At 67.6% G+C, this 24,603-nt stretch carries 15 protein-coding genes and 4 pseudogenes; 13 read left to right on the forward strand and 6 right to left on the reverse strand.

What is annotated here, in order from left to right; translation table 11 throughout:
- The coding region (locus tag ACFWV2_RS31785; protein WP_384410487.1) for a Helicase associated domain protein at positions 1 to 1,580 on the forward strand (1,580 nt) is incomplete at its 5' end.
- A 76-nt stretch (positions 1,581 to 1,656) separates the two neighbouring features.
- Here ACFWV2_RS31785 and ACFWV2_RS31790 read toward each other — a convergent pair.
- The 3 genes from ACFWV2_RS31790 to ACFWV2_RS31800 all read right to left on the reverse strand — a co-directional run bounded on the left by ACFWV2_RS31790 (position 1,657) and on the right by ACFWV2_RS31800 (position 2,982).
- Positions 1,657 to 2,187, reverse strand: coding sequence for a VWA domain-containing protein (locus ACFWV2_RS31790; protein WP_384410490.1), 531 nt, complete (start codon positions 2,185 to 2,187; stop codon positions 1,657 to 1,659).
- Positions 2,188 to 2,294: 107 nt separating this feature from the next.
- A complete protein-coding gene (locus ACFWV2_RS31795; protein WP_384410493.1) occupies positions 2,295 to 2,549 on the reverse strand; it encodes a TerD family protein in 255 nt (84 codons plus the stop codon).
- Positions 2,461 to 2,982, reverse strand: coding sequence for a TerD family protein (locus tag ACFWV2_RS31800; protein ID WP_384410496.1), 522 nt, complete (start codon positions 2,980 to 2,982; stop codon positions 2,461 to 2,463). The genes ACFWV2_RS31795 and ACFWV2_RS31800 overlap by 89 nt, the downstream gene beginning before the upstream one ends.
- Positions 2,983 to 3,056: 74 nt before the next feature.
- On the opposite strand from ACFWV2_RS31800, the gene ACFWV2_RS31805 reads away from it, so the two are divergent.
- From ACFWV2_RS31805 to ACFWV2_RS31825, 5 genes and pseudogenes are all read left to right on the forward strand, one after another.
- Complete coding sequence (locus tag ACFWV2_RS31805; RefSeq protein WP_384410499.1) at positions 3,057 to 3,245, forward strand: hypothetical protein; 189 nt, start codon at positions 3,057 to 3,059, stop codon at positions 3,243 to 3,245.
- A gap of 189 nt (positions 3,246 to 3,434) precedes the next feature.
- Entirely contained in the window at positions 3,435 to 4,856 is a 1,422-nt protein-coding gene (locus ACFWV2_RS31810; protein ID WP_384410501.1) for a DNA-binding protein, read from the forward strand.
- A gap of 241 nt (positions 4,857 to 5,097) precedes the next feature.
- The gene (locus tag ACFWV2_RS31815) at positions 5,098 to 15,663 is read left to right on the forward strand and encodes a LamG-like jellyroll fold domain-containing protein (RefSeq protein WP_384410504.1); all 10,566 of its coding nucleotides are present in this window, start codon (positions 5,098 to 5,100) and stop codon (positions 15,661 to 15,663) included.
- Positions 15,660 to 16,235, forward strand: a complete 576-nt coding sequence (locus ACFWV2_RS31820; RefSeq protein WP_384410507.1) for an SMI1/KNR4 family protein — start codon at positions 15,660 to 15,662, stop codon at positions 16,233 to 16,235. The genes ACFWV2_RS31815 and ACFWV2_RS31820 overlap by 4 nt, the downstream gene beginning before the upstream one ends.
- 278 nt (positions 16,236 to 16,513) lie before the next feature.
- A pseudogene (locus tag ACFWV2_RS31825) lies at positions 16,514 to 16,962 on the forward strand (IS5 family transposase); the annotation flags it as partial.
- A 657-nt stretch (positions 16,963 to 17,619) separates the two neighbouring features.
- Here ACFWV2_RS31825 and ACFWV2_RS31830 read toward each other — a convergent pair.
- A pseudogene (locus tag ACFWV2_RS31830) lies at positions 17,620 to 17,841 on the reverse strand (hypothetical protein); the annotation flags it as partial.
- Positions 17,842 to 18,855: 1,014 nt separating this feature from the next.
- On the reverse strand, positions 18,856 to 19,116 hold the full coding sequence (locus ACFWV2_RS31835) for a hypothetical protein (protein ID WP_384410510.1): 261 nt from the start codon (positions 19,114 to 19,116) through the stop codon (positions 18,856 to 18,858).
- 164 nt (positions 19,117 to 19,280) lie between these two features.
- Here ACFWV2_RS31835 and ACFWV2_RS31840 point away from each other — a divergent pair, with 164 nt between their 5' ends.
- The 6 genes and pseudogenes from ACFWV2_RS31840 to ACFWV2_RS31865 all read left to right on the forward strand — a co-directional run bounded on the left by ACFWV2_RS31840 (position 19,281) and on the right by ACFWV2_RS31865 (position 22,906).
- A complete protein-coding gene (locus ACFWV2_RS31840; protein ID WP_384410521.1) occupies positions 19,281 to 19,613 on the forward strand; it encodes a transposase in 333 nt (110 codons plus the stop codon).
- A gap of 41 nt (positions 19,614 to 19,654) precedes the next feature.
- Positions 19,655 to 20,185 (forward strand): annotated as a pseudogene (locus tag ACFWV2_RS31845) (IS3 family transposase); the annotation flags it as partial.
- A gap of 235 nt (positions 20,186 to 20,420) precedes the next feature.
- Positions 20,421 to 20,873 (forward strand): IS5 family transposase, encoded by a 453-nt coding sequence (locus tag ACFWV2_RS31850; protein ID WP_384410524.1) that lies wholly within the window; start codon positions 20,421 to 20,423, stop codon positions 20,871 to 20,873.
- Positions 20,874 to 20,923: 50 nt separating this feature from the next.
- Positions 20,924 to 21,223 (forward strand): hypothetical protein, encoded by a 300-nt coding sequence (locus ACFWV2_RS31855; protein WP_384410512.1) that lies wholly within the window; start codon positions 20,924 to 20,926, stop codon positions 21,221 to 21,223.
- A gap of 67 nt (positions 21,224 to 21,290) precedes the next feature.
- Positions 21,291 to 22,061 (forward strand): transposase family protein, encoded by a 771-nt coding sequence (locus ACFWV2_RS31860; RefSeq protein ID WP_384410515.1) that lies wholly within the window; start codon positions 21,291 to 21,293, stop codon positions 22,059 to 22,061.
- Positions 22,062 to 22,381: 320 nt separating this feature from the next.
- The gene (locus ACFWV2_RS31865; RefSeq protein WP_384410527.1) at positions 22,382 to 22,906 is read left to right on the forward strand and encodes an Imm21 family immunity protein; all 525 of its coding nucleotides are present in this window, start codon (positions 22,382 to 22,384) and stop codon (positions 22,904 to 22,906) included.
- 23 nt (positions 22,907 to 22,929) lie between these two features.
- Here the strand turns inward: ACFWV2_RS31865 and ACFWV2_RS31870 are convergent.
- Positions 22,930 to 23,427: pseudogene (locus ACFWV2_RS31870) on the reverse strand (transposase); the annotation flags it as partial.
- Positions 23,428 to 23,951: 524 nt separating this feature from the next.
- On the opposite strand from ACFWV2_RS31870, the gene ACFWV2_RS31875 reads away from it, so the two are divergent.
- Positions 23,952 to 24,512: a hypothetical protein gene (locus tag ACFWV2_RS31875; protein WP_384410518.1), complete on the forward strand. Its 561-nt coding sequence runs from the start codon at positions 23,952 to 23,954 to the stop codon at positions 24,510 to 24,512.
- Positions 24,513 to 24,603: the final 91 nt, after the last annotated feature.

Consider the following 24,603-nt stretch of genomic DNA (forward strand, 5'->3'; position numbering starts at 1 on the left):
GCCGTCACGTGCCTGCGGACCGGGTGTGGGCGGACTGGCTGTGCGGGGACCATCCCATCGCCCACCGGCGTGCAGTGATCCACCGGTTCGCCAACCGCATCGACGCCCACAGCCGGCGGGTGCACCGGGCGTTCCTGTCCTCCGTACGCGCTCTCGGGGTCGGGGTCGATATCGCCGGACTGCGCGGGGTCGAGGCCGTGTGCATCGTCGGCTCGCGCAGCTCCCAGGTCGACATCGTCCAGAACATCGGACGCGCCCTGCGCCCGAACCCGGACGGCAGCGTGAAGACGGCGCGGATCATCATCCCGGTCTTCCTGCAGCCCAGGGAGGACCCGAAGGACATGGTCGCCTCCGCGAGCTACCAGCCCCTGGTCGACATCCTCCAAGCCCTGCGCTCACACTCCGAACGCATGGTCGACCAGCTCGCCTCCCGCGCCCTGACCCGCGGCAGCGCCGAACGGCGGCGCCTCTACGTCCCTCCCACCGGCGTGGCCGGAACCAGTGGCGGGGACGGTGAGGAGGCGAGCGAGGCGCAGCAGGAGATCGACCGGGTCACTGCGGTCGTGGTCAACTTCGCCTCTCCCCGCAACGCCGCCGACATCGCCGCCCACACCCGCTGCCGCGTCATCCGGCCCCAGTCCCTCGTCTGGCTCGAGGGCTACCAGGCCCTCCTGCGGTGGCGCACCGAGAACGGCATCACCGGGCTGCACGCCGTCGCCTATGACGTCGAGACCGTAGTCGGGACGACGAAAGCGTTCCCGCTGGGGCGATGGGTGCACCAACAGCGAAAAGCACTGCGGGCCGAAGAACTCGACCCCCACCGCACAGAGCTGCTCGACGAGGCCGGAATGGTGTGGGAGCCGGGCGACGAAGCATGGGAGAACAAACTCGCCGCACTCCGCTCCTACCGGCGCGCCACCGGACACCTCGCACCCCGACAAGACGCGGTGTGGGGCGAGGGCGAGGCGATGGTGCCCATGGGGCAACACCTGGCCAACCTCAGGCGGAAGGGTGGTCTCGGGAAGGACCCGGAACGGGCGGCGGAGCGCACGAAGCAGCTGGAGGCGATCGACCCGGACTGGAACTGCTCGTGGCCGCTGGACTGGCAGCGGCACTACCGCGTCCTCGCGGACCTGGTCGACGCCGACAGCAACCTGCCCGACATCGCACCCGGGGTGCTGATGGACGGCGATGACATCGGGCGGTGGCTCCAGCGGCAGAAGCAGCCGGGCACCTGGGCGCAGCTGTCGACCGAGCAGCAGGAGCGGCTGTCCAGTCTGGGCATTAAGCCGCTTGAGGCGCCGTCTTCCGCCCCGGCCGTCAAGGGTGCGATGAAGGGCCAGAGCAAGGCGCAGCAGGCATTCCAACGCGGCCTGGCAGCCCTCGCACAGTGGGTAGAGCGGGAAGGCGCCCACCGGCCGGTCCCGCGCGGCCACGCTGAGGAGATCGTGGTCGACGGCGAGACAGAACCGGTAGCCGTCAGACTGGGCGTGTGGGTATCGAACACGAAATCGAGGAGAGACCGGCTGGACGCCGACCAACTCGCCGCACTCGTGAAGCTGGGCATGGAGTGGGCGTAATGCTCATTGACGGGAGTCGGCCTGCCTGGTGGACGCTGCGTGTGGATGGCAGCCGGGCCTGGCTTGACGTACGAGCTCACGATTGCATCCAGGCAGCGAAGGCGTCGACAAGGCCCGTGTAGAACCGCTCGCCAGGCACCGATCCCGGGTTCTTGCTGGCGTCATAGAACGCGACATTGGTGAAGGTGGCAGAGGCGGAGGCGTTGAGGTTCTTGTAGAAGGCGAGCTTGCCGCGGCCGAATCCGACGAACAGCCAGAAGACGCCAAGTGAGGCGGTGTTCTGGAGCATGGATCGGACCTCCGCTTTGTCCCAGGGTTCGTCGCCGACCTGGGCCACGATGAAGGCGGGGTCTGCAGCGCCGGACTCTTGGTAGTGGCTGACCGCGCGACGCATCGCGTCGGCGACATTGCCCCATCCCCAGTCGACCTGGGTATGCAGCTGCCCGATACGGCCGCGGTAGTTGTCCAGCCGGATCTCCTCCAAGAACGGCTCTCGCCCACTGGAGAAGATCACGGGCACCGTGCCGTCGTCGTCGAGGTTGGCCGACAGAGCCAAGACGCGTTCGGCGAAGGCCTGCACGGCGAACGATTCGTAAAGCTCTTCCATGTGCCAGTCGTGATCCAGAATGAGGTAGACGCAGCTCGCCGCCCCGTAATCCCTCGATCTGCAAGAGCTTGGCCAGCCTGTCGCACGGGAGCCAGCAGACCCGGAGCCTATCGCTCCACCTTCGTCAGGTCGACCGCAGCGGCCGTAGTCGTGCGTGTCTGCGCAGGGAGTGACGCGGAAGAGGGCTCGGGATCGACATCAACACCGTAGTCGGTCGCCAGTCCTGCAAGGCCGGAGGCGTAGCCCTGCCCCACGGCGCGGATCTTCCACCCGTCACCGCGGCGGTATACCTCCGCCAGGACCACGACTGTCTCCCCCCGACCCGAAGTCCGGCGCGGTGAACGACACCGCCCGGGCGCCACTCTGGGTAATCGTCAGCTGCGGCGCGCGGGTAAAGACGGCGCCGGGCTGCAGCGGGTCAGCACTCGCCACAACAACCACACGGTGTACGTCTGCCGGCAGGCGTGACCACTCGGCAGTGACAGCCGCGCCGTCAACGGACACCCCGTCTTGGGCCGGATGGTTGTAGAAAACTAGGTCATGATCGCCGCGAACCTTGCCATCAGGGCCGACCAGCAACGCGGACACGTCCGCTGAGAGCCCCGGCACCGCCACCGACAGCACCGTCCGCGTTGTCAGCAGTGACACATTTTCGCCCTTGCACAGCGACGTCGTCTGCATTCCCGCCCCCTGTTGATCACTGGAGAAGAAGCGGTAGTCACCTATACGCGCATCTGCGGCCCCTTCGCCGTATCTAGAGCATGCGCATCCTTCCTGCGCGGCTGCCTGGGCCATACCAGTGATCACTGAACATGAACCCTGGCCAACTAAGATGACAAGACCACGACGAAGCCGACGGGGTCCTGCTGTTGCTGCCCTATACCGGCAGCGTCCAGCGCTGGGCCACCTCGGACCCGGCCACCGACGAGGTACTGCGCATCTGGTACGTCGCCGTCACACGCTCCCTCCGCCTGGCCGCCATCGCCCTGCTCGAGGAAGGGATCGACGCACTGGCACACCTGCTGGCAGCGCGTCGGGTGCCAGTCCGCATCGTCTGACCCCTCTTCCATCTGAGCCACAGGTCTGGGGGCGGGGAATGAAGGCTCGCGGCGGACGGCATCCAGCGCCGTCGTGAGGTGAGGGCACCCGTCTGTAGCCGGCCTGCGAGGAATCCGGTGTGCATGCGTCCTTCATTGAACATCCGCCACAACCCCCGCCCGGTTCGGTGAACACGAGACCATGGTGCAGTGACCCGTTACCCCAGCCTCCTGCGGATTGCTCCTCTGCTGGGGGAGACGACCTCGTCGCTGATCTGCCGCATCGCCTGCCGCTATGGGATGGAAGCAAAGGTGCTGCGGGCCTGCTGGAAGTGGCGCAACTATCCGCCCGGGCACGAGGGCGGATGCGCACGGGCCGATGCCGAGGTGCTGCTGAACGCGGCCGGACGCCGGCGCCTGGCAGGCCTGTGCGGCGTCGAGGAAGGCGTGCTGGCACGGGCGTTGCCGTCCTGGGGAGAAGGAGACGCCAAGCTGCGCGCCGAGGATGACGATCCGGTGGGGCTGTGGCGGGTCGGTGGCGCGGTAGCCGGTCCGGTGGCGTTCGGCTGCCGGCTGTGCACGGCCCGGCGCACCGGGCAGGGGCTGCGGGCAGTGCGGGATGTGCCGCGGTGGGAGCGGGTGTGCGGGCGGCATGGGCGGTGGTTGCTGGACGCGGACGCCAACCAGCCCCTGGAGCACCTCGATCTGCGAGGTCTGCCGGAGGTAGTAGCGGCGCAGCGGCGGTGGGCCTCGGTGTCGCGGCGGGCGGTGCGGGCCGGTGCGGAGCCGGAGCGGGTGTTCGCGCTGGCGCGTGCGGTGGTGGCCCGGTGGTGGGAGCAGGCTTACGGCTGGGAGCGGGAGACGGTGTGGCCGCAGCGCCTGCACCTAGTTGCGGGCGGGGGTGCGGGGGGTGATCTGGAGCGGTGGCGGATCGTGGGGCGGGACGCGGTCGTCTTCCCGGAGGTAGTGGCGGTGGCCGACGCGCTGCTAAATCCGGCGATGGCAGAGCTGGTGTGGGCGGACAGCGGTGCCGGGCGGCCGCGGGCGCTGCCCGCCGACGGGTTGTTCTGCCGCCAGCTCGGTGAGCGGTTGGGGCGGGGATGGCTGGGGCAGCTGGCCGCGACGGACCGCGGCGGGCCGCTCATCGCGTGGATGGGCAGCGTCATCCGCCGTCGTCGCGGCGTCGGCGGGCCGCCCGGGTACGACAACGACCCGTGGTGGCTGCGGCAGGAACACCAGGCCGCCACCATGGCTGGCCAGCTGCGGGTGCTGGGCAAGGAGAAGAAGGCGCCCGGCTCGGGGACGAGGTGGCGGGCTGCGGTGCCCGCTGAACAGCGCGCCCAGATCAGTAGCCTCGTCGACGGCGCTCAGGAGCAGCTCATCCAGCTGCGCGGGGCGCAGGCCGGTTCGAGTGCGGACGTGGCCCAGCATCTGCTGCGCATCCTCAGTCACAGCGCCGCCCTGATCGACAAGGCGTTGCAGCACACTGTTGTGGCGGCCGTGAATGCCGGGGTACCGCCGCAGGATGTGGCTCGGTGGGCGAAGCTGCCCCCCGGTCCTTTGGCCGACGCGCTCGAGGCGTACCAGGAAGCGAGTGACGAAACCCGGCGGGGGCTACCCAGAGCGGCCTGAATCCACCTTTCGCCACGATCCCAGGGGCGTGATATCTGCCACAGCGGCGAGTCCTGAGGGTTCGCGATTCGAGAAGTACGTCATGCCGTAGGCGATTTGACATCGATGCAGGTCGGCAGCGCTCCTGTGGAGATTCCGGACGAAGTTTGTGAGTCCGCTGTGAGTCCGGATAGGACTGCCCCGACTGATCAACTTTGTGGGGGCATTTACGGTGCGTATCACCCGTCCATTCGTCATATCCATGGCGATCACCATGACCGTGCTCGCGGGCACGGAGCAGGCTGCCTTGGCAGTCGGCCGATGGTCCGAGGCCGGAGTCGGCCCGACCGCCGGAGAGAGACCCGAGCAGGGCTGGGGGTCGGCCCGCGGTAGTGGGCACCACACTTCCGGCGACGCCACCGACGCGGCCGCGGCCGGCGGGCGCGACGGCGCCCTGCGGGCACCCGGCGAGCTTGCGCCGGACACCGGTAGCAGCCGCCTGAAGCTGGGTAACGGGCCCAGGGAGGGCAGCGCCCTTCCGTACCGCACGGTGCCGGCGCCGCACCGGGACGCGCCCAAGGGCTTCGACGCCAAGACCAGTTCCGAGGTCACAGGCAAGCGGACCGAGCGCGGCCGCACTTTTCTCAACAAGGACGGCACCTACACGACCCGGTTCTTTGACGAGAAGGTCAACTTCCGTGCGCCTGACGGCACTTGGAAGGGCATCGACACGCGTCTGGCGAAGGCTCCGAAGGGGGCGCAGACCGAGAGCACCGAAGCATCGGGCTGGCAGACCCGGTCCACTGAGGAGAGGGTCCACTTCTCCGAATTCGCCGATGCGGAATCGTTCCTGCGTCTCGGCGTCGACGACACCACCTCGATCGGCTACTCGATCGAGGGCGCGGCCCGCTCGCGGGGTCGTGTCAGCGGCAGTGTGATCACGTATCCGGAGGTCCGTCGCTCGACGGACGTGGAGCTGATCGCTGGCAGCGACTCCGTGAAGGAGACACTGATCCTCAAGGGCAAGGACGCGCCCACCGAATGGCGCTTCCCGCTGGCCCTGAAAGGTCTGACGGCGAAGCTCGACGCGTACGGCGGCGTCGTCTTCAACGACGGCGCGGGCCGTCAGAAGGGCTGGATGCCGGCTGGCTGGATGGAGGACTCGAAGAAGGCGCCGAACTCCGACGAGGGCGTCATCTCCTCCGGCGTCACCTACGACCTCGTGCGGGAGGGCTCCCGTCAGGTCCTGGTCGTGAAGCTGGACCGTGCGTGGCTGTCGGCCCCCGAGCGGGTCTTCCCCGTGAAGGTCGACCCCTCGGTGGACGGCCTTCAGGCGGCCTCCGGCACGCATGTCGAGGCGCCGTACAACCAGAACTTCTCCAGCGCCACCGAGCTCAAGGTCGGCACGTACGACAACGGCGGCCACAAGGCAGCCTCCTTCCTGAAGTTCAACGGCCTGGACACCACCCTCAAGAACGCGTTCGTCATCAACGCGAACCTGAGCCTCCTGAACACGTTCTCGTACTCGTGCACCGCACGGCCGGTGACGGTCCACGAGGTCACCTCGAACTGGTCCGAGGGCAGCACCAGCACCTACCCCGGTCCGGCGACCGGCGGCGCTCTGGGCTCCAAGTCCTTCGCGCACGCCTGGCGCCCGGAAGGCTCGACGAGCTGGCCCTGCGGGGCCGCGACGTGGGAGTCGATCCCGCTCGGCGAGTCGGGCCGTCGCCTGGTCGACGACTGGACGCACGGACGGAAGCCCAACTACGGCCTGGCCGTGAAGGCGGCCACGGACGACTCCAGGACCTGGAAGAAGTTCGCCTCCGACAACTTCTCCGGCGGCAAGCCCAGCCTCGATGTCACCTGGTCGAAGTACGGCGCCACGTACGACCTGGGCGGTTTCGTCCAGCCCCCGACGGCGACGACCGACGGCAAGTTCAAGGTCACCGTCACCAACAGGGGCCAGCAGAGCTGGGGCGTGAACAGCAACTACAAGCTGCGGTACGACCTGTTCGACGCCAACGGCAACAAGGTGGGCGGCGACTACTGGAGCAAGATCCGGTGGACGCCCATGCCCTACGACGTGGCACCCGGCGCCTCGGCCACCGTCGATGCGACGATCGCCCCGCTGGCGCCCGGCACGTACACGATCCAGTGGACCATGGACGAGTTCGGCGTCCGCAGCTTCGTCGACGACGGAGTCCCGGGCCCGACCGTACGCTTCGACGCGGTCAACTCCCCGCCGTACATCACCGGTGCAGCTCCGCCGAGCGGCACGGTCGTCGACACCCTCACCCCGACCCTGTGGGCCACGGCCACCGACCGGGACAGGTCCCCCGGCTCGCTGACCTACCAGTTCGAGATCTGTGAGGTCGACGGCAAGGACACCCGTAAGAACTGCCGGGGCAACACTCACGCCGCCTCCGAGAGCTGGACCATTCCGCCCGGCTGGCTGACCTGGGCGAAGACGTACGCCTGGTACGCGTACGCCAACGACGGCAAGGACCAGTCGGCCCGGACGGCGCCGTCGATCCTGACCACGCAGGTCCCGCAGCCCGTCATCACCTCCCACCTGGGCGGTGCCGACAGCGGGCGCAGCTTCGGCGAGCGGGCCGGCAACTACGCCACCGCCGCCACGGACGCTACCGTCCCCACTGTCGGCCCCGAGCTGGCTGTCACACGTACGTACAACTCGCAGGACCCACGCCAAAGCAATGCCTTCGGAACCGGCTGGGCGACCCGCTGGGACATGAGGGCCGTCGCCGAGCCCGACGGCAGCGTCGTCATCACGCTCGACAGCGGTAGCCAGGTCCGTTTCGGCCGCAACGCCGACGGCACCTACAGCGCACCGTCCGGCTCAGTGGGCGTGCTTACCACCATCACCGGCGGAGGGTGGACGCTGCGGGATGGCGCCGCCACGCTCCACACCTTCGACGCCGGCGGCCTGCTCACCAAGATCAAGGACGGCCACGGCCGTGAGCAGCTCCTCACGTACACCGCGGGCAGGCTGACGAAAGCCACGGACGCGCTGTCGAAGCGCTCGCTCTCCTTCACCTGGGCGGGCGCGCACGTCGCCTCGGTGTCCACAGACGCGGTCGGTCCGATCGCTCCGGCGCTCACCTGGTCGTACACCTACGACGGTGACCGACTGGTGAAGGTGTGTCCGCCGTCGTCGACCACCGCGTGCTCCACGTACGAGTACACGGCCGGATCGCATTACCGAGGCATAGTGCAGGACGCCAACCCCATCGGCTACTGGCGGCTGAACGAAGTCGAGAGCGAGTCTGCGGCCAGTGAGGCGGTCTCCCACACGGGCATGAACGCCGGCCACTACCGCGACGTCACCCTCGGGTCCGCGGGCGCTTTGGGCGCGACCGGAAACAAGGCTGCTTCGTTCAACGGCACCACCTCCTCGGTGGAGCTGCCCGGAACCGCCCTCTCCGGCTCAACCGTCCTGTCCGTCGAACTGTGGTTCAAGACGGACAAGCCTGGGACGCTCGTCGGCTTCCAGGACAAGCAGCTGTCCGACGGCCGGCCGAACCGGTGGAACCCGATCCTGGGAATCAACCAGGCGGGCAAGCTGCACGGCGGCTTCGAGCGCAGGGACGTAGGGACCACCCCGGTTACCTCCCCCGGCACGGTCACCGACAACGCGTGGCACCATGCCGTCCTGACCAGCACGGGCACCGAGCAGGTCATCTATCTCGACGGCACGCGCTTGGGTTCCATCCCCGGCGTCGTCGCCCACCACGGCAAGACCTTCACCTATCTCGGCGCCGGCTACTCCAACGCGAGCTGGGACGGCGGCTCGGAAGGGGTACGCCGTTTCACCGGTTCTATGGACGAGGTCGCGATCTACCACCGGGCGCTGGATTCCGGGGCGATCAGGGCCCGCTTCGAGGCACGTACGGGATCCTCGAAGCTGACCAGGTCCACCCTGCCGTCGGGTCGGGTGAGCGCACAGGTCGAGTACGACGGTGACACCGGCCGCGCGACGAAGGTTACCGACGAGAACGGTGGCCTCTGGCAGATCTCCGAACCCCGCTACGCGTCGGGCTCGCAGGCGTACAGCGATGCGGTGCGCGGATCGGGTCCGGTCAACTACTGGCGCTTCGGCGACGGCGGCGGCGCGTCCGCGGCGGACGAGGTGTCCGGCGGCGGCAACGGCTCCTACCGCGAGGGGGTCGCCCTCGGCGGCGTCGGGGCGTTCCTCGACGGCGACGACGGCGCGGTCACGCTCGACGGGGTCAAGGGCGTCATCGAAGTGCCGTCTGAGTCCATCAGCGACGCCACCGCGCTCTCCGTGGAGATGTGGTTCAAGACGGACAAGCCCAGCGGTGTCCTGCTGGGTCTGCAGAACGCCGAGCTCGGCACCACCCCGACGATGTGGAACGCAAGTCTGCTCGTCGACGGGGAGGGCAAGCTCCGCGGCCATCTGTGGGACGGCCCGTCCGCGGGCTGGCCGGTCATGGGCGGGGTGAAGGTCACCGACAACAGGTGGCACCACGTCGTCATCACCGGAGGTTCCGCCGGTCAGTCGCTCTACCTCGACGGTGTGAAGATCGGCTCCAAGGCCGGTGTGGTGAAGCCGGAGACCCTGCTCCACGCCTACCTCGGCGCCGGCTACAGCAGCGAGGAATGGGACGGGCAGGCACGTGCGACCCGCTACTTCAACGGCCAGCTCGACGAGGCCGCCTTCTACACCAAGGAGCTGACCGCCCAGACCGTCGCGGAGCACTACAAGGCGCGCGACCGGCTGGTCACCGGCAATGGGGACCAGTACCGGGGCGCCGTCACCGCCGACGCTCCGGCAGCCTTCTGGCGACTGAACGAGACCACCGGAAGCAACGCCGCCAGCCAGACGGCCGTGAACGCGGGTACCGGCACCTACACCAAGACGACGCTGGGCACCACCGGTGTCTTCGGCGTAGGCGACGGAGCCGCAGTCCAGTTCAACGGCGACGGCTACGTCGAGGTGCCGCCCATCGACCAAACCGGCACCGACATCACCGTCGAGCTCTGGTTCCGAACCGACAAGCCAGGCGTCCTGTTCTCCGACCAGTCCGCTCCCCTTGCGGGGGCAACCGCTCCTTCCGGCAACTGGACGCCCGTTCTGTACGTGGGAGCCGACGGCAAACTGCACGGCGAGTACTGGTCCTACCCGGGCAGCCCCTCCAACACCTCACCCAACACGGTGACCGACAACGTGTGGCACCACGCGGTCGTCACCGCACAGGGCGAAACCCAGGCCCTCTACCTCGACGGCACCCAGGTCGCCACCAAGACCGGCGTCCCCGTCAACCACGGCTCCAACAACCGCTCCTTCATCGGTGCGGGCTTCGCCAAGTCGTGGCCCTCCGCACCCTCCGACATCAGCTACTTCACCGGCCAGATGGACGAGGTCGCGGTCTACCACCGTCCCCTCACCGCCGGACAGGTGGCCAACCACTACAAGGCGCGCACCGAGGCGAGCCGCTCCGCGCTGTCCGCGACGGTGACGGTCACGGACCCGACGGGCGCGAAGACCAGCGGCACCTTCGACGCGGTCCGCGGCCAGCGACGCACGGCCTCGACTAACGCGGACGGCGGTGTCACCACATACGCGTACGACACCGGCGGCTTCCTGCACACGGTCACCGACCCCAACGGTCATTCCACCATCACGGGTCACGACGAGCACGGCAACACCGTCTCGACCACGACCTGCCGGGACGCCAACTCCTGCTGGACGTCCTTCGCGGAGTACTACAACAACCCTGCGGACAAGCTGGACCTGCGCAACGGCAAGCAGATCGCGCTCCGCGACGGCCGTTCCTCCGGCCCGACGGACAACCGCTACAGGACGACGACCTCGTACACGGCTCTCGGCATGACCGACACGGTCACCTCGGCCGACGGCCGCACCGCGTCAACCACGTACACCACGGGCGCCGAGCCCGCAGTGGGCGGCGGAACGACGCCCGCCGGGCTGGTCGCCACCAAGAAGAGCACCGGCGGTACCACGGTCTCGTACGCGTACTTCGCGAACGGTGACCTGGCCAAGTCGACGGCGCCCTCCGGTGTGGTAACCACGTACACGTACGACGGCATCGGCCGGAAGCTGACCGAGACCCAGGTCTCCGACGCCACCCCCGCCGGTGTCACCACCTCGTACGCCTACAACGCCATGTCCCGCGTCACCACGGAGACCGGTCCGGGCGTCAAGAACGAGATCACCGGCGTCACCCACACCGCCAGGATCACCCGCACGTACGACGCGGACGGCAACCTGCTCACCGAATCCACGGAGGACACCACCGGCGGCGACACCAGCCGCACCACCACCTACCGCTACAACACGCGGGGCCTCAACGACAGCGTGACGGACGCGACCGGAAACGAGTCGACGTACGACCACGACGCCCTGGGCCGTGTGATCAGTGAGACGGACCCTGCGGGCAACGTCGTCACTCACACGTACACCAAGCGAGGCCAACTGGCCGAGTCGGTCCTGAAGAACTGGACCGGCGACCCGTCCGGCCAGGCCCGCGACCTGGTGCTCGGCTCGAAGGCGTACGACCCGGCAGGCCGGCTGGCCTCGACGACGGACGCGATGGGCGCCACGACCACCTTCACCTACTACGACGACGGCCTCAAGGCCTCGACGACGGCGAAACAGGTCACCCAGCCCGACGGCTCGAAGAAGGACATCCTCCTCGGGTCGACGGTCTACGACGGCGCGGGCAACGCGGTGTCGGCCACCGCGAGCGGCGGCCGCACGACCGTGAACACGATCGACGCGCTCGGCCGCACGACCCGTTCAGTGTTCGACCCCAACGGTCTGAACCAAGTCTCCACCTACGCCTACGACGCCGAGGACCGGCTCACCGAACAGAGCCAGTCCATCGACGGCAGCGGCAAAAAGCTGACCACGACCACCGAGTACGACGCGGTGGGCAACCCGACGAAGACGACCGTCACCGACAACACCACGACCCGGGTCACCTCCACCACCTTCGACCAGCGGGGTCTCCCGCTGACCCAGACCAGCCCGGGCGGCAAAACCAGCTCCAGCCGGTTCGACGCGCTGGGCCGCCTGGTCGAGACGACGGCGCCGCAGGTGCAGGCCGAGGAGAACGGCGCTGCGGCCGTGCCCGTGACGCCCAAGTCCCTCACCGGCTACAACACCTTCGGCGAGATCACCGAGTCGCGTGACGCACGCGGACTGGTGACCCGTACGGAGACGGACAAGCTGGGCCGCGCCGTCGCGCTCACTCTGCCCGACTACACGCCGCCGGGCGCGACCGCGGCCATCACCGCGGTCTCGCGCACCACGTACGACAGGCTGGGCAACGTCGCCTCCACGACCGACCCGCTCGGTCGTGTCCGCTCCTACGCCTACGACCAATTGGGCAACCTGGTCCGCTCAACCGACCCGGCCGCCGGCACGCAGAGCCTGCAGGCTCCGGGTGCCACTACCTTCAGCGGCACCTCCACGGACCTGTCCGGCGGTGGTGTCTCCACCTACACCTGGACCCCGACCGGTCTGCCGCTCTCCGCAACCGACCCGACAGGAGCACGCACCGAATCCACCTACGACGAACTGGGCCGCAAGGTCACCGCCACCACGGTCGAGCGCAGGCCCACCCTCCAGAACCTCGTCTCCCGCTTCACCTGGGACGACGCAGGCAACCAGCGGACGTCGACCACACCCGGCGGGCGGGTCACCACCGCGACGTACGACAAGGCCGGCCAGACCCTGACGGTCACCGACCCCGCCGGCGGCGTCAGCAGCGTCGTCTACGACGGCCTCGGCCGTCAGACCGAGAGCAAGGACGCGACCGGCCGCAAGTCGGTCACCTCCTACGACCTCATGGGCCGACCGACGTCCGTGACGGACTACGGCACCGGCACCACGCCGCTGCGCTCGGTCTCAACCGAGTACGACGCCGACGGAAACGTCACCGCATCGGTCTCCGCCACCGGCGCGCGCCGTACGTACACGTACGACGCGCTCGGCCGGACGACGAAGCAGGTCGAACCCGTCACCGCCACCGACTCGATCACGACCACCTTCGGCTACGACGCGGGGGGCAACCGCACGCGCCTGACCGACGGCCGCGGCAAGACCACGTACTACACGTTCAACACGTGGGGCCTGCCCGAGTCCACGATCGAGCCGGCCACCTCCCAGCACTGGAACGCCGACGTCCGCACCTGGACGAACGTCTACGACGCGGCCGGTCAGCTCGTCACCGAGCTGCTCCCCGGCAACGTCAAGCGTCAGAAGACGTACGACGCGCTCGGCCGGATGACGGCCGAGACCGGTTCCGGCACCGCGGTGGCCACCCGCCCCCGTTCTCTGTCGTACGACCTCGCCGGCCGTCTGACCGGTGTCGGAGGCGACGGAGTCAACGCGGGCAACACCTACACCTACAACGACCGCGGCCAGCTGCTGTCCGCGGACAGTCCGGGCGGCACCGCGTCCTATGCGTACGACACGGACGGCAAGATGACCTCCCGCACGGACGCGGCGGGTGCGACGGCCTTCACCTACGACCCGGCCGGGCGTCTCGACACCACGACCGACCCGCTCACCGGCACGCAGGTGCGCAGCGACTACGACGCGGCCGGGCGACCGACCGTGCAGGAGTACGCACGCCCGGCAGCCGGAGGCACCTGGACGATCGGCGCCAAGCGCTCGTACAGCTATGACGCCCTCGGGCGGGTGGCCGACGACAGCGTGAAGAAGACCGGCACAGGTGCCGCAGTCCAGGGCACTGGCTACGAGTACGACCTCGACAACCGACTGGTCAAGAAGACCGCGTCGGGCACGGCCGGGGCGGGCGCGAAAACGTACACGTACGACTTCGCCGGCCGTATGACGTCCGAGATCAGCGGCGGCACCACCACCGCCTACGAATGGGACAAGGCCGGCAACCTGACCAAGAAAGGGGACGTCGCCGGCACCTACGACTCACGCAACCGGCTCCAGACCTGGGGCACGCAGACCTTCGACTACTCCGCACGCGGCACGGTCAAGGGCATCACGGACACGACAGGACCGGCTCGCACGATCAACTCGGACGCTTTCGAGCGCGCCGTAGCGAACGGCACGAGCACCTTCACCTACGACTCGCTCGACCGGGTCATGACCCACAACGGCACCGCCTTCAGCTACGACGGCGGCTCCAACAACCTCGTCAAGGACGGCACGTCCACCTACTCCCGCACCCCCGGCGGAACGCTGATCGCCAGCGCCACGACCGGGACCGCGAACTCGGCACGCCTGGCCGTTACCGACGGCCACACGGACCTGGTCGCCAGCCTGTCCCCGGACGGCACCACGGTCACCTCGTCCCGCGCGTACGACGCCTCCGGCAAGGTGACCGCGAGCAGCGGCACCACTCCGTCGGTCGGCTACCAGTCCGGCTGGACGGACTCGTCCACGGGCGAAGTCAACATGGCCGCGCGCTGGTACCAGCCGGGCACCGGCGGCTTCACCAGCCGCGACACATGGCAGCTCGACCCGGACCCCTCGGTCAAGGCGAACCGCTACACGTACGGCAACGCCAGTCCGATGAACGGGATCGATCCGTCGGGCCACTCCGTGCTGGACTGCTTCAAGCCGGGTCGGTCCAAGCTCGGGTGGCTGAAGCTCTCCGCGAGTCCGTTGTGCGTGTTCTGGGAGGGCTGGACCGCCGGACACGACAGCATCCCGAACGGCGCCGGCGAACGCTGCGGCAAGCCCGGAGTCTCCCAGTACATGTGCCCGGGCTGGGTCGAGCCGAGCCCTGCGCCACAGCAGCGACGCACCGACTGCATGCTCATGCCCTGGCAGGCCAAGTGCCGCGGCGGCGGTGGCGCCACCTCGACACCGAGCCGGGACAACTACGGAGGTAACAACTACTCGGGCGGCGGGCGAAACCGTGGCGGTACCGCCACGCTCACCCGTCCGAAGAAGCCGACCGCACCCCCGAAGCCGAAGATCCCGCAGAACCCCTACGCGGGCAAGAACCCGCCTACGGTCCCGAAGCACATCCCCAAGCCCGACTGGAACCCGACCCAGGCCATCTGGACGGCCGGCCAAGCCGTCGACATGGTCGTCAGCGGCGCCAACCTCCTGGCCATGCTGGCGGGCGGTGCCGACGCGGTCTACACCCCGGACCAAGTGCCGGACACGCAGGGTGCACCTGGCGCCGACCCGGGGTCAGGCGGCAATGACGACGGTGCGCAGGACTGCAGGCGTGGAGGCACGGGTTGGGTCGATCCCGGTCCTCTCGACAGCATGAACGGGAATCGAGCCACCGGTGTGGAGGCATGCCTCGACCTCTCCTATGTAACCGCCCATCCGGGCACCTCCACGGAGACTCGTGCCGGCATCAAGCCACCTGGGTATGACTGGGCTCGGTCCTACGTCGGATATCTGGGAGGTCGGCCCCGCGACGTCAACGCCTGCCATCTCCTCGGCGCCCAGCTGAGCGGATCTGGGACCGACCTGGCCAACCTTGCGACCTGCGGAACTGACGCGAACTCCTACGTCGGCAAATCCCAGTCGCCGATTCCTCCCATGGACAGCATGCTGAACTTCGAGGACACAGTCCGGTCCCTCATTGATTCAGGGCATGTTGTGCGATACAAGGTGACACCGGTCTACAAAGACGGCCGAACTGTGCCCTACGAATTCCGCATGTCCTACACGGCATGGGACAGCAAGGGACGCTTCGCGGGCACTGATGCCACGGAAGTATCGAACCTGATTTACACCGCTGGCCGGGGTTGGAAGAATCTGGGCACCGCGATCGACAGCCGCACCGGTGGAGACGTGCCCCTACCGGGGCAGCCATGAGATGGCCCTCCATCACCACGCGAAGGGAAATTGATATGCCTCACTGCGCTGTCGCGCGCCTGCGTCAAGTTCTCCAGCCGCCCGTCTCCGGCGGCGACTCGATCGACTGGCAGGAAATTGAGCGGACGGCAGGTCTGACGCTTCCTTCCGATTATCGCGAGTTCGTGGAGTCGTACGGAGGTGGAGAGATCGACGAGTATCTGTCCATCAGTACGCCGCCCGTCCCCGGGTCGGCGTACGGGGACCTCCTGGACAGAAAGGATCCCGTCCTCTCGCACCAGGACCGTAAAGATCTCATTGCGCTCTTGCCGGGAAGTGCGCTGCCGTCACTGCTGCCCTTCGCGGACTCGGCGAGCAGCGATGTAGCGTTCTGGCTGTGCGAGGGCGCTCCCGACGACTGGCGCGTGGCCATCTTTCGGAGGCAGACGCCGTACGGGATGAACCGCTGGACTGTGTTCGATGGCGGAATGGCGTCGTTCTGCGTGGCGGCCCTGACTGGCGAGGTGAACCCGCTCAGCGAACCGCTTTCAGCGGGGGATCGGCACGAGTTCCTGACTTGGCGTCGGGTGTAAGGCCAGGTCAGATCCAAAGTCCCAAGTCAAGGCTAGGTCGGACGGCCTTCCGCGCAAACCACCGTGACCGGTTCCATCCCTTCCCTGAGGGGCTGTGAGACCTGATCAACTGAAGTAGTGGCGCGACAGAGCCCCTGGATGTCGGCGGTGATGACTGCATTTCACACCACCGACAGTCCGGGGGCTCTGTTGGTTCCGTCTCATAGAGGCCCTAACACAATGAGACGGATCGGTTCTGGTGGCCGTGTCCGGTCGGTGGGTTAGGCGTTGTCCGGGCCATGGGGGCTTCACCGTGGATCGTGTCGGATGACCTGTGGGAGCGGATCGAGCCGCTCTTGCCGAAGCGGGAGAGGCGGTTCAGATACCCGGGTCGCAAGCCGGTCCCGGACCGGCAGGTGCTGTGCGGGATCCTGTTCGTGCTGCACACCGGCATCCAGTGGGAACACCTGCCCCAGGAGCTCGGGTTCGGGTCCGGCATGACGTGCTGGCGTCGACTGCGGGACTGGAACGAGGCCGGGGTCTGGCAGCAGCTGCATGAGGTGCTGCTGGCCGAGCTGAACGCCGCCGCCCGGCTCGACTGGTCGCGGGCGGTTGTCGACTCCAGCCACGTCAGAGCGTTAAAAGGGGGCTTCAGACCGGTCCGTCGCCAGTCGACCGGGGACGGGCCGGCTCCAAGCACCACCTGATCACCGATGGTCACGGCACCCCGCTCGCGGTCATCGTCAGCAAGCAGCACCTCCGTTCCCGCTACGAAGCTGTTGGGGCTCACGCACCGAATCAACACGCGTCCGGCGTCATCCGCACCGTCAGCGGCCCCCTTGATAAGCCGGGCCTCCATGGCTGCCGCTTTACCGACCCCTGCCGTGGCTATCGTGATGGCGACATCAGCCGCATCCCACGCGCACGCTCCGTAATCACCGCCGACGCAATCAATTATGTCCTGTACGCCCAGCACTTCCAGGAGTGTAACTGAGCTTTCAAGCCACCCCAAAGCCTCGGCACCGGAACAGAAGTCCACATTGCTTTGGTAGTTTATGCAAACACGTTTTGCCCAGACCTCGACATTTTCCTGATAAGTACTGCCCGGCGGATACCCCATGGCCAGAAGCTCTTGTTCAGTCCACACGGGCGTTCCGTTCACCGCTACGGTCTTGCCGCTCTTGGTTATGGAGACGGTGTCGGCGGGGTCAGCCTTCTTATCGGCGTCCTTATTGCCGTCGCTCTTCGCCGGCGCCGAGCCGCAGGACGAGCCCGATGGGCATCTGCCCCAGGGCGCTCCGTGGTAGAAGGTTTCTCCCTTACCGCCGGATCCGTCGTCGAGGACGAGGCCGGTGGGGTCGGAGTAGGTGACGGGGTTGCCGTTGGAGTAGGTGTACCCGTTCATCTGGAGCGGGTCGGTGAGGTCGATGAGGGGGTAGGCGGAGATGAATCGGCCTGTGGTGGGGTCGTATTCGCGGGCGCCGATGTGGGTGAGGCCGGTGGCGGGGTCGTCGATGCCGGTGCCGAGGAAGGTGTGCCGGCTGGGCCAGTCGGCGGGCTGGGTGCCGCGGGGGTTGCCGTAGGGGTCGCGTGGTGTCCGTGCGGACCTTTCGGTAACGGCCAGCACTGATCGTTTCGATCTTCTCGGTGTGCTTGGTGCCGGTGCGGTAGGCGTTGAGGTCGGGAAGGCCGTCGCCTCGAACGCGCGTCGCGGTCTGCTTCATGTACGGCCAGAACAGTGGTACCGGAAAGGTAGGTGATGGTTTCTGCGGTGCGGCCCTGGTAGGCAGGCAGGTCTTCGCCAAGCGTCTGTGTGCCGGTGGAGTCCTTGACAGTGACGGCTGCGCGGTCGGCATCGCGGGACATGCCACGGAAGTAGCGGGTGGTCGACTTTGACTGCTCGGCGCGGTCGTATCCGCCGGTGGTGCCGGCGTAGTTCTGGCCGCGGGTGACGGTCACGGACGCGTAGCCGCGCCATTGGCTGTAGGTGCGCAGTTCGGGCTTGGAGAACTCGTCGGTGTCCTTGGCCCAGGCGGCGGCGCCGTAGGTGTAGGTGGTGGTGACGTCAGGTTCGCGAGTGGCGCGGTCTTTCTCGACGACGCGGTCGACGACGTACTTGTTGAACCACTCGATTTCGGGGTTTTTCTGGTCGGGGTCGGTTGACCAGTGGACCGGGAAGCAGCGGGTGGTGTTCTCTTCGGGCGTCGGGTGAGCGGCGCCGACGAGGCAGGGGGCGGAGTAGTCGACGTAGATGTCGCCGCCGGACTCGGTGCGGATGGTTTCCACGCGCAGGCGATCGAAGTCTGGGGTGGCGTCGTCCACGCTGATGGCGACGCGGTTGGGCATGTCGACTTCGTTAGCGACGAAGGTGACTGCGGGCAGCTGCGTGGAAGTCTGGTTGCCGTCTTCGTCCTTGGTGGTGCCGTAGCCGGTACGGGTAATCGACTCCAGCCAAAGCGGCGGGTGAGTGTCCGTGCGCTGCTTGGGAAAGGACTGCCGCAGGGTCCAGGTGTCGACCTTTGAGAGAGCGGTGGAGTTGGGAGTCCGCTGGCCGTAGGTATCTACGGCGATCAGGCGGACGCGGTTCCAGAAGGTGGGTGAGCTGACGTAGCAGTTGGTTTTGCCTAGCTTGCAGTGGAGATTAGCCGGTGTGTCCCACCGGCTGCTTGTCGGCGTAGTTCTTGGACTCGAACTCGGCCAATGAGCAGGTGGTGACACCCTCCCTGATGCAGCGTTCGTCAGCCTTGAACTCGACCTTGCCTGCCGGGGGTCCGGTGAGGTTGCCGGCGCGCAGGCCGTAGAGAATCTGGGTGGGGTAGCCGCCTCGGACGTACTCGATGGTCTGCTTGATCTTGCCGTTCTTGGCGTAGCGGTTGGCCTCCTTCTTCCAGTCAACGATCATGGCGTTGCCGTGGACGTCTTCGACGTAGTCGAGGTTCCAGCGCCATGCCTGGGTACAGAAGGAGGCTGCGTAGGTGGCCGTCGCTGGCGGGCTGGATGTAGGGAATGTCCCAGGTCCACGGGCCTTGACCCCGGGTTTTGGACACCGGAGAGACTTGGATCTTGATGGTCCAGGAGAGCGGAGTCCCCGTGGGGATGAAGCACTATCCCGTCGAGTTCAAGGCGGACGCGGTCGCGTTGTACCGGTCGAGGCCAGGAGCGACGATCAGGTCGGTCGCGGCGGATCTCGGGGTGAACACCGAGACGTTGCGGAACTGGATACGGGCTGCCGACGGGCGCCGGCCCGGTGCCCACTCCGCGCCGGCCACCACGCTGGCGGGCGATGGTGACGTCCAGGCGGAGCTGGCTGCCGCCCGGAAGAGGATTCGCGAGCTGGAGGAAGAGCGCGACATTCTCCGCAAGGCGGCCCGGTATTTCGCGACGGAGACGCGCTGGTGAACCGCTGCCAGTTCGTTGAAGATCACCAGCGCCGTCACGGCGTGAAGCGGCTCTGCGGCATCCTCGGCCTCTCCCGGTCGAGCTTCTATTACTGGCGTCGCACCGCAGCCGCGCGGTCAGCCCGGCAGATTGTCGAGGCCGGGATCGCAGCCCGGATACGCAAGGTCCACCAGGACTCCGACGGCACCTACGGAGTCCCCAGGATCACCGCCGAGCTCCGTGACGAGGGCGGCCCGGTGGTCAACCACAAGCGGGTCGCGAGGATCATGCGGACCATCGGGCTCGCGGGAGTCCGTCTGCGGCGTCGGCATCGCACTACCTTCGCGGACCAGACGGCTTCGAAGGCGCCGGATCTGATCGGTCGTGACTTCACCGCGGTCGCGGTGAACACGAAGTACGTCGGCGACATTACATACCTGCCGGTCAGCAGCGCGAGGCCGCTCTATCTGGCGACCGTCATCGACCTCGCCTCACGGCGGCTGGCCGGGTGGGCGATCACCGATCACATGCGCACCAAGCTCGTCGTCGACGCCCTGGCGGCCGCCGAGCGAACCCGCGGCAGTCTCGGTGGAGCGGTGATGCACACCGATCACGGATCGCAATATACGAGCAGGGCCCGCGTCCTGACCCAGCTCCAGGCCGCTGCCGACGCGAAGGGTCTGATCACCTGGGACATCAACGTCGACTCCACCGTCTGCCGGGCCCATCCGCCGCCGGTGCGGCGAAAAAGGGGATCTCCAGAAGGAACCGCCCGGCGGGATCTTCGTCGAGCCGGCCGACCACGGCCTCGGACGCTCCCGCGGCGGCCTGACCAGCAAGATCCACCTCGCGGTCGAACAGGGGCAGAAGCCCCTGTCCGTCGTGATCACAGCCGGGCAGCGGGGCGACTCTCCGCAGTTCGAGCCGGTCCTGGAAGCCATCCGGGTTCCTCGGCTGGGTCTGGGCAGGCCACGCAAGCGCCCGGACCGAGTCCGGGCCGACAAGGCGTATGACTCCCGCCGCAATCGCTTTTACCTGCGCAGACGCGGGATCAAGGCCACCATCCCGGTTCCGGCGGACCGGGTCCGCAACCGCCTCAAGCGTGGATCTCGTGGCGGGCGACCGCCGACGTTCGACAAGGACGACTACAAGCAGCGGCACGCGGTCGAGTGCGGGATCAACCGGCTCAAGCGCCACCGGGCCGTCGCCACGCGGTACGACAAACTCGCCGTCCGCTACGAAGCGACCGTGCTGATCGCAGCCATCAACGAATGGCTCTGACCTGTGTAAATGCTTCGGTGGCACCAACTGTCGAGCAGTAGCGTGCCCCCATGGGGATCAGTGTTCAGGTTCGGACATTCACAGGCGCGGTCGAAGCCACGTGCGTACATCCATCCATTGCTGACCTGTGCAGACGTGCGGCGAGCCAGAACCTGCCCATGCTCGGATACATCGATCCCCGCGACGACACCGTGTTCAACCGATCGCAGCTCAGAGTCCTCATCCCGGAACTCCGGGCCTTGGCGAACGGCTCAGCCGCCGAAGAAGCCGAGGCGGTGCACGAGATCCTTGCGCTGGCCGTTCAAGTCGAGCGCAAGGCCCACCGGTATCTCGTGTTCAACGGCGACTGACGACGCCACTTTCGCAACAGGCCCTAAAGCGTGTTGCAGAAGGCTGTAATGCGGGCATTTTCCCTGTATGCGTGGGGTGTTGAGGGCTGAGCCGTTGTGGGTGGAGACGTTCACGGGTCTGAGGATGCGGCAGTTCGAGCGGCTGCTGAAGGTAGTCCGGGAACGGGGTGGGAACGGGCCTGGTGGTGGCCGGCCGTGGTGTCTGCCGCTGGCGGACCGGGTGCTGCTGGTGGCCGTGTACTACCGCACGAACCTCACCATGCGGCAGCTCGCGCCGCTGTTCGGCTGTTCGCCGGCGACGGTCTGCCGGGTGATCCAGCGGCTGCGGCCGCTGCTGGCGATCGAGCCGGCCGCCCGTCCGGCCGACGCGGTCGACCGACTGTGGATCGTGGACGGCACCCTGATCCCGGTCCGCGACCGCAAGACCGGCGCGTCTTCACGCAACTACCGGTTCTCGGCGAACGTGCAGGTCATCATCGATGCCGACACCAAGCTGGTCATCGCCGGGGCCAGGCCGGTGCCCGGCAACACCGCGGACGCGAAGGCCTGGCGGGACTCCGGCCTGGCCGCCGTCTGCGAGGGCGTGACCGTGCTTGCCGACGGTGCCTATATCAACACCGGACTCGTCGTCCCACACCGCAAGCGCCCCGGCCGAGCCCTGCTGCCGGGTGAGGAGGAAGACAACGCTGAACACCGCAAGGTCCGGGCCCGCGTCGAGCACGCCTTCGCCCGCATGAAGCACTACAAGATCCTCCGCGACTGCCGCCAGCGCGGCACCGGCCTCCACCATGCGGTCCAGGCCGTCGCCCACATGCACAACCTCGCCATGGAAGCGTGACCAGACAGGCCCGAAACTGGCCCTGACCTGCCCAGACACGACCTTCTGCAACACGCTTTAGGGACGTCGTGGCCGGGTCCACCGTGACGAGTGAGCGGGCTGCAGGCGCGGAACGGCGGGGCGCACCGGCTTCGTCGGTGGTGCCGGCTAAAAGGCTGTCCCGTAACTGCTGCTTGCCGCAGGCGCTGCGCCTTTCCCCGTGCTGGGTTCCCTTGAGCGCGGAGACGTTGTCAGTGGGCGAGGGCACACTGCCGTGCGTGATCACCTCTTCATCCACCGCAGACGGTCCCGCTGGTCCCTCCCTTGTCTGGGTGGAGTCGATGGGCGGCCCTCTGATCGTCGTCCCCGTCTCCGCCCTGGCCTCCTGGGGCGGGTGTACCGAAAGTGGTCTTATGGCGGGAGACGCTACCGCTCCAGACGACTACGACCGGGCCTGCGCGGTGGATGATCTGGCCGGTGTGATCCCCATCGACGAGAACGGTGTGCAGGCACTGGTGCTGGCGGACGAGCCGGCGACCAGCTGCTATCTGCCCCAGCACCGAACGTTCCTGCGATGGCGTGCCGCCGACTCCGAGGCCGGACTGCGAGCCGCGGCGGACACTGTCCTTGCAGACCCGGCCACGGTGTGGGAGGAGTGCGGTGTCTGGGTCTCGGACGGTCCGGCGGTGCTCATGGATTCCGCCGAAGCGGGTTCCGACCTGGGCGTCGAGTACCCCGATGGTGGGTTGCCCGCTGAGGCGTCGGTCCCACTGTCCGGCGGCCGCTGGAGGGTCCGCGCCACCCAGGCCAAGGTGGACGAGGGGAATTGGGTCGGCCTGGTCCAGCTCCTGCCCGCCGAATCCTGAACAGAGTGCTCCGCCTGGGGTGGTCAGTCGCGGCGCGCCAGGTTGTGCAGATGGGCTATGCCGAGCATCGCGTGGTGCACACCATCGCCTTTGAGGTGGCAGTCGCGCAGGATCTTCCAGGTCTTCATCCGGGCGAAGGCATGCTCGACCCGAGCGCGGACCATGCGGTGAGAGGCGTTGTGCTCTTCCTTCCAGGCGGGCAGTTCGCTCTGTCCAGGGTCGCGACGGTGTGGGATAACGAGCCCGGTACCTCGGTAACCTGCGTCGGCGATCACTGCGGCGTTCCCGACGGCGGCCTTGGCCCCGGATAGCTCCCACGCCCTGCAGTCGTTGCGGTTGCCCGGCAGTGGCCGGCCGACCACGACCACCAGTCGGGTGTCAGCGTCGATGACGACCTGGTGATTCGTCGAGTACCGATAGTTCTTGGACCGCTCCGCCACCGCGTGGTCGCGGGTGGGAACCAGAGTGCCGTCCACGATGAGCACGGCGTCCTTGTGAAACCGCTTCCGGGGCCGGAACGCGGCCGCCGACATGACAGTGAGCCGCCTGGGGATGTACCGCGCCATGTCAGCCAGAACATGCAGCACCGCCTCGTGTCAGCGACCAACCTTCGCCATAGGCCAGAGACCTGCAAGAACATGCCACTCCTGACCAACCGTCACTGCCATGGCCTCACCGCCACGAAGCCGACACATCGCACTGAACCAGCCACCCGGCCCATTACGCCTACCCACACGACATCAAACCTCCAGCGGGAAATGACACCGACGCAAACCACTGCAAATCGCCCGTCACCCGGTCCCGAAAACGCTCAGCGCTGGGCCACCTTGGACCCGGCCACCGACGAGGTGCTGCACATCTGGTACGTCACCCGTCGGAGTGCATGCTTCCCCTCGTCGTACGCGCGTTCTGGTATGGGAGGCTTCAAGGGAGTACAAGTCACGGGGGTGCACAAGTGCGCAGAAGACGCGTGCGGAAACTACTGCGGTCGATGGCGACCGGCGAGCCGGTCACACTCCACCTCTCCTCGATCACGTTCAAGGGGATGAGCCAACTCGCTCTGGTAGCCGAGCAGTTCGGGTACGTGTACATGGACCTGCACATGGGCGGCGACGGACGGTATCTCACCATGCTGCTCCTGCCGGACCGCAGTGAGCACGCCCGGGCCCGTGCAGCGGCGAACTGGGCCCGCCATCCCCACGCGGCCGACGGACGCTCACTGCCGCCCGACGAGCCCGAGGCGCGCGAAATCCTCAAGGCCCGGATGTGCACCGACCTGATGCGCCAGTATTCGACCAGGCACCGGGCGATGATCGCAGTCGTCCCCGCCTTGACGGTCACCTTGAGTCTCTGGTTCGAGTTCGGGCGGGAGAACAGGACCGTGGGTCTCGTCCTCGCGGCCAGCTCCATCGTCTTTTTCACGGCGCTCATATGTCTGGGACTCGCGTACTCCCGACGGGGCTCCACCAAGTACACGAGGCGGCTGGAGGCCGCCGGGTTCACAGTCGTAGCCGACCGGAACGGGCGACGGCGCTACTACCCACCCGGCCGGCACCTCCCGGGGCCCGACAGCCTCCTGTTCCCCGCGAACGAGCTACGGGACTAGGGCCTGTTGCGAAAGTCGATCTTGATCGTGAATGATCACGTCTCGTGAGGCGTGGGGATCTGACGAACGGCCAGTGGGCCCGGCTTGAGCC

Source organism: Streptomyces sp. NPDC058671, from assembly GCF_042716475.1.
Lineage (GTDB): Bacteria > Actinomycetota > Actinomycetes > Streptomycetales > Streptomycetaceae > Streptomyces.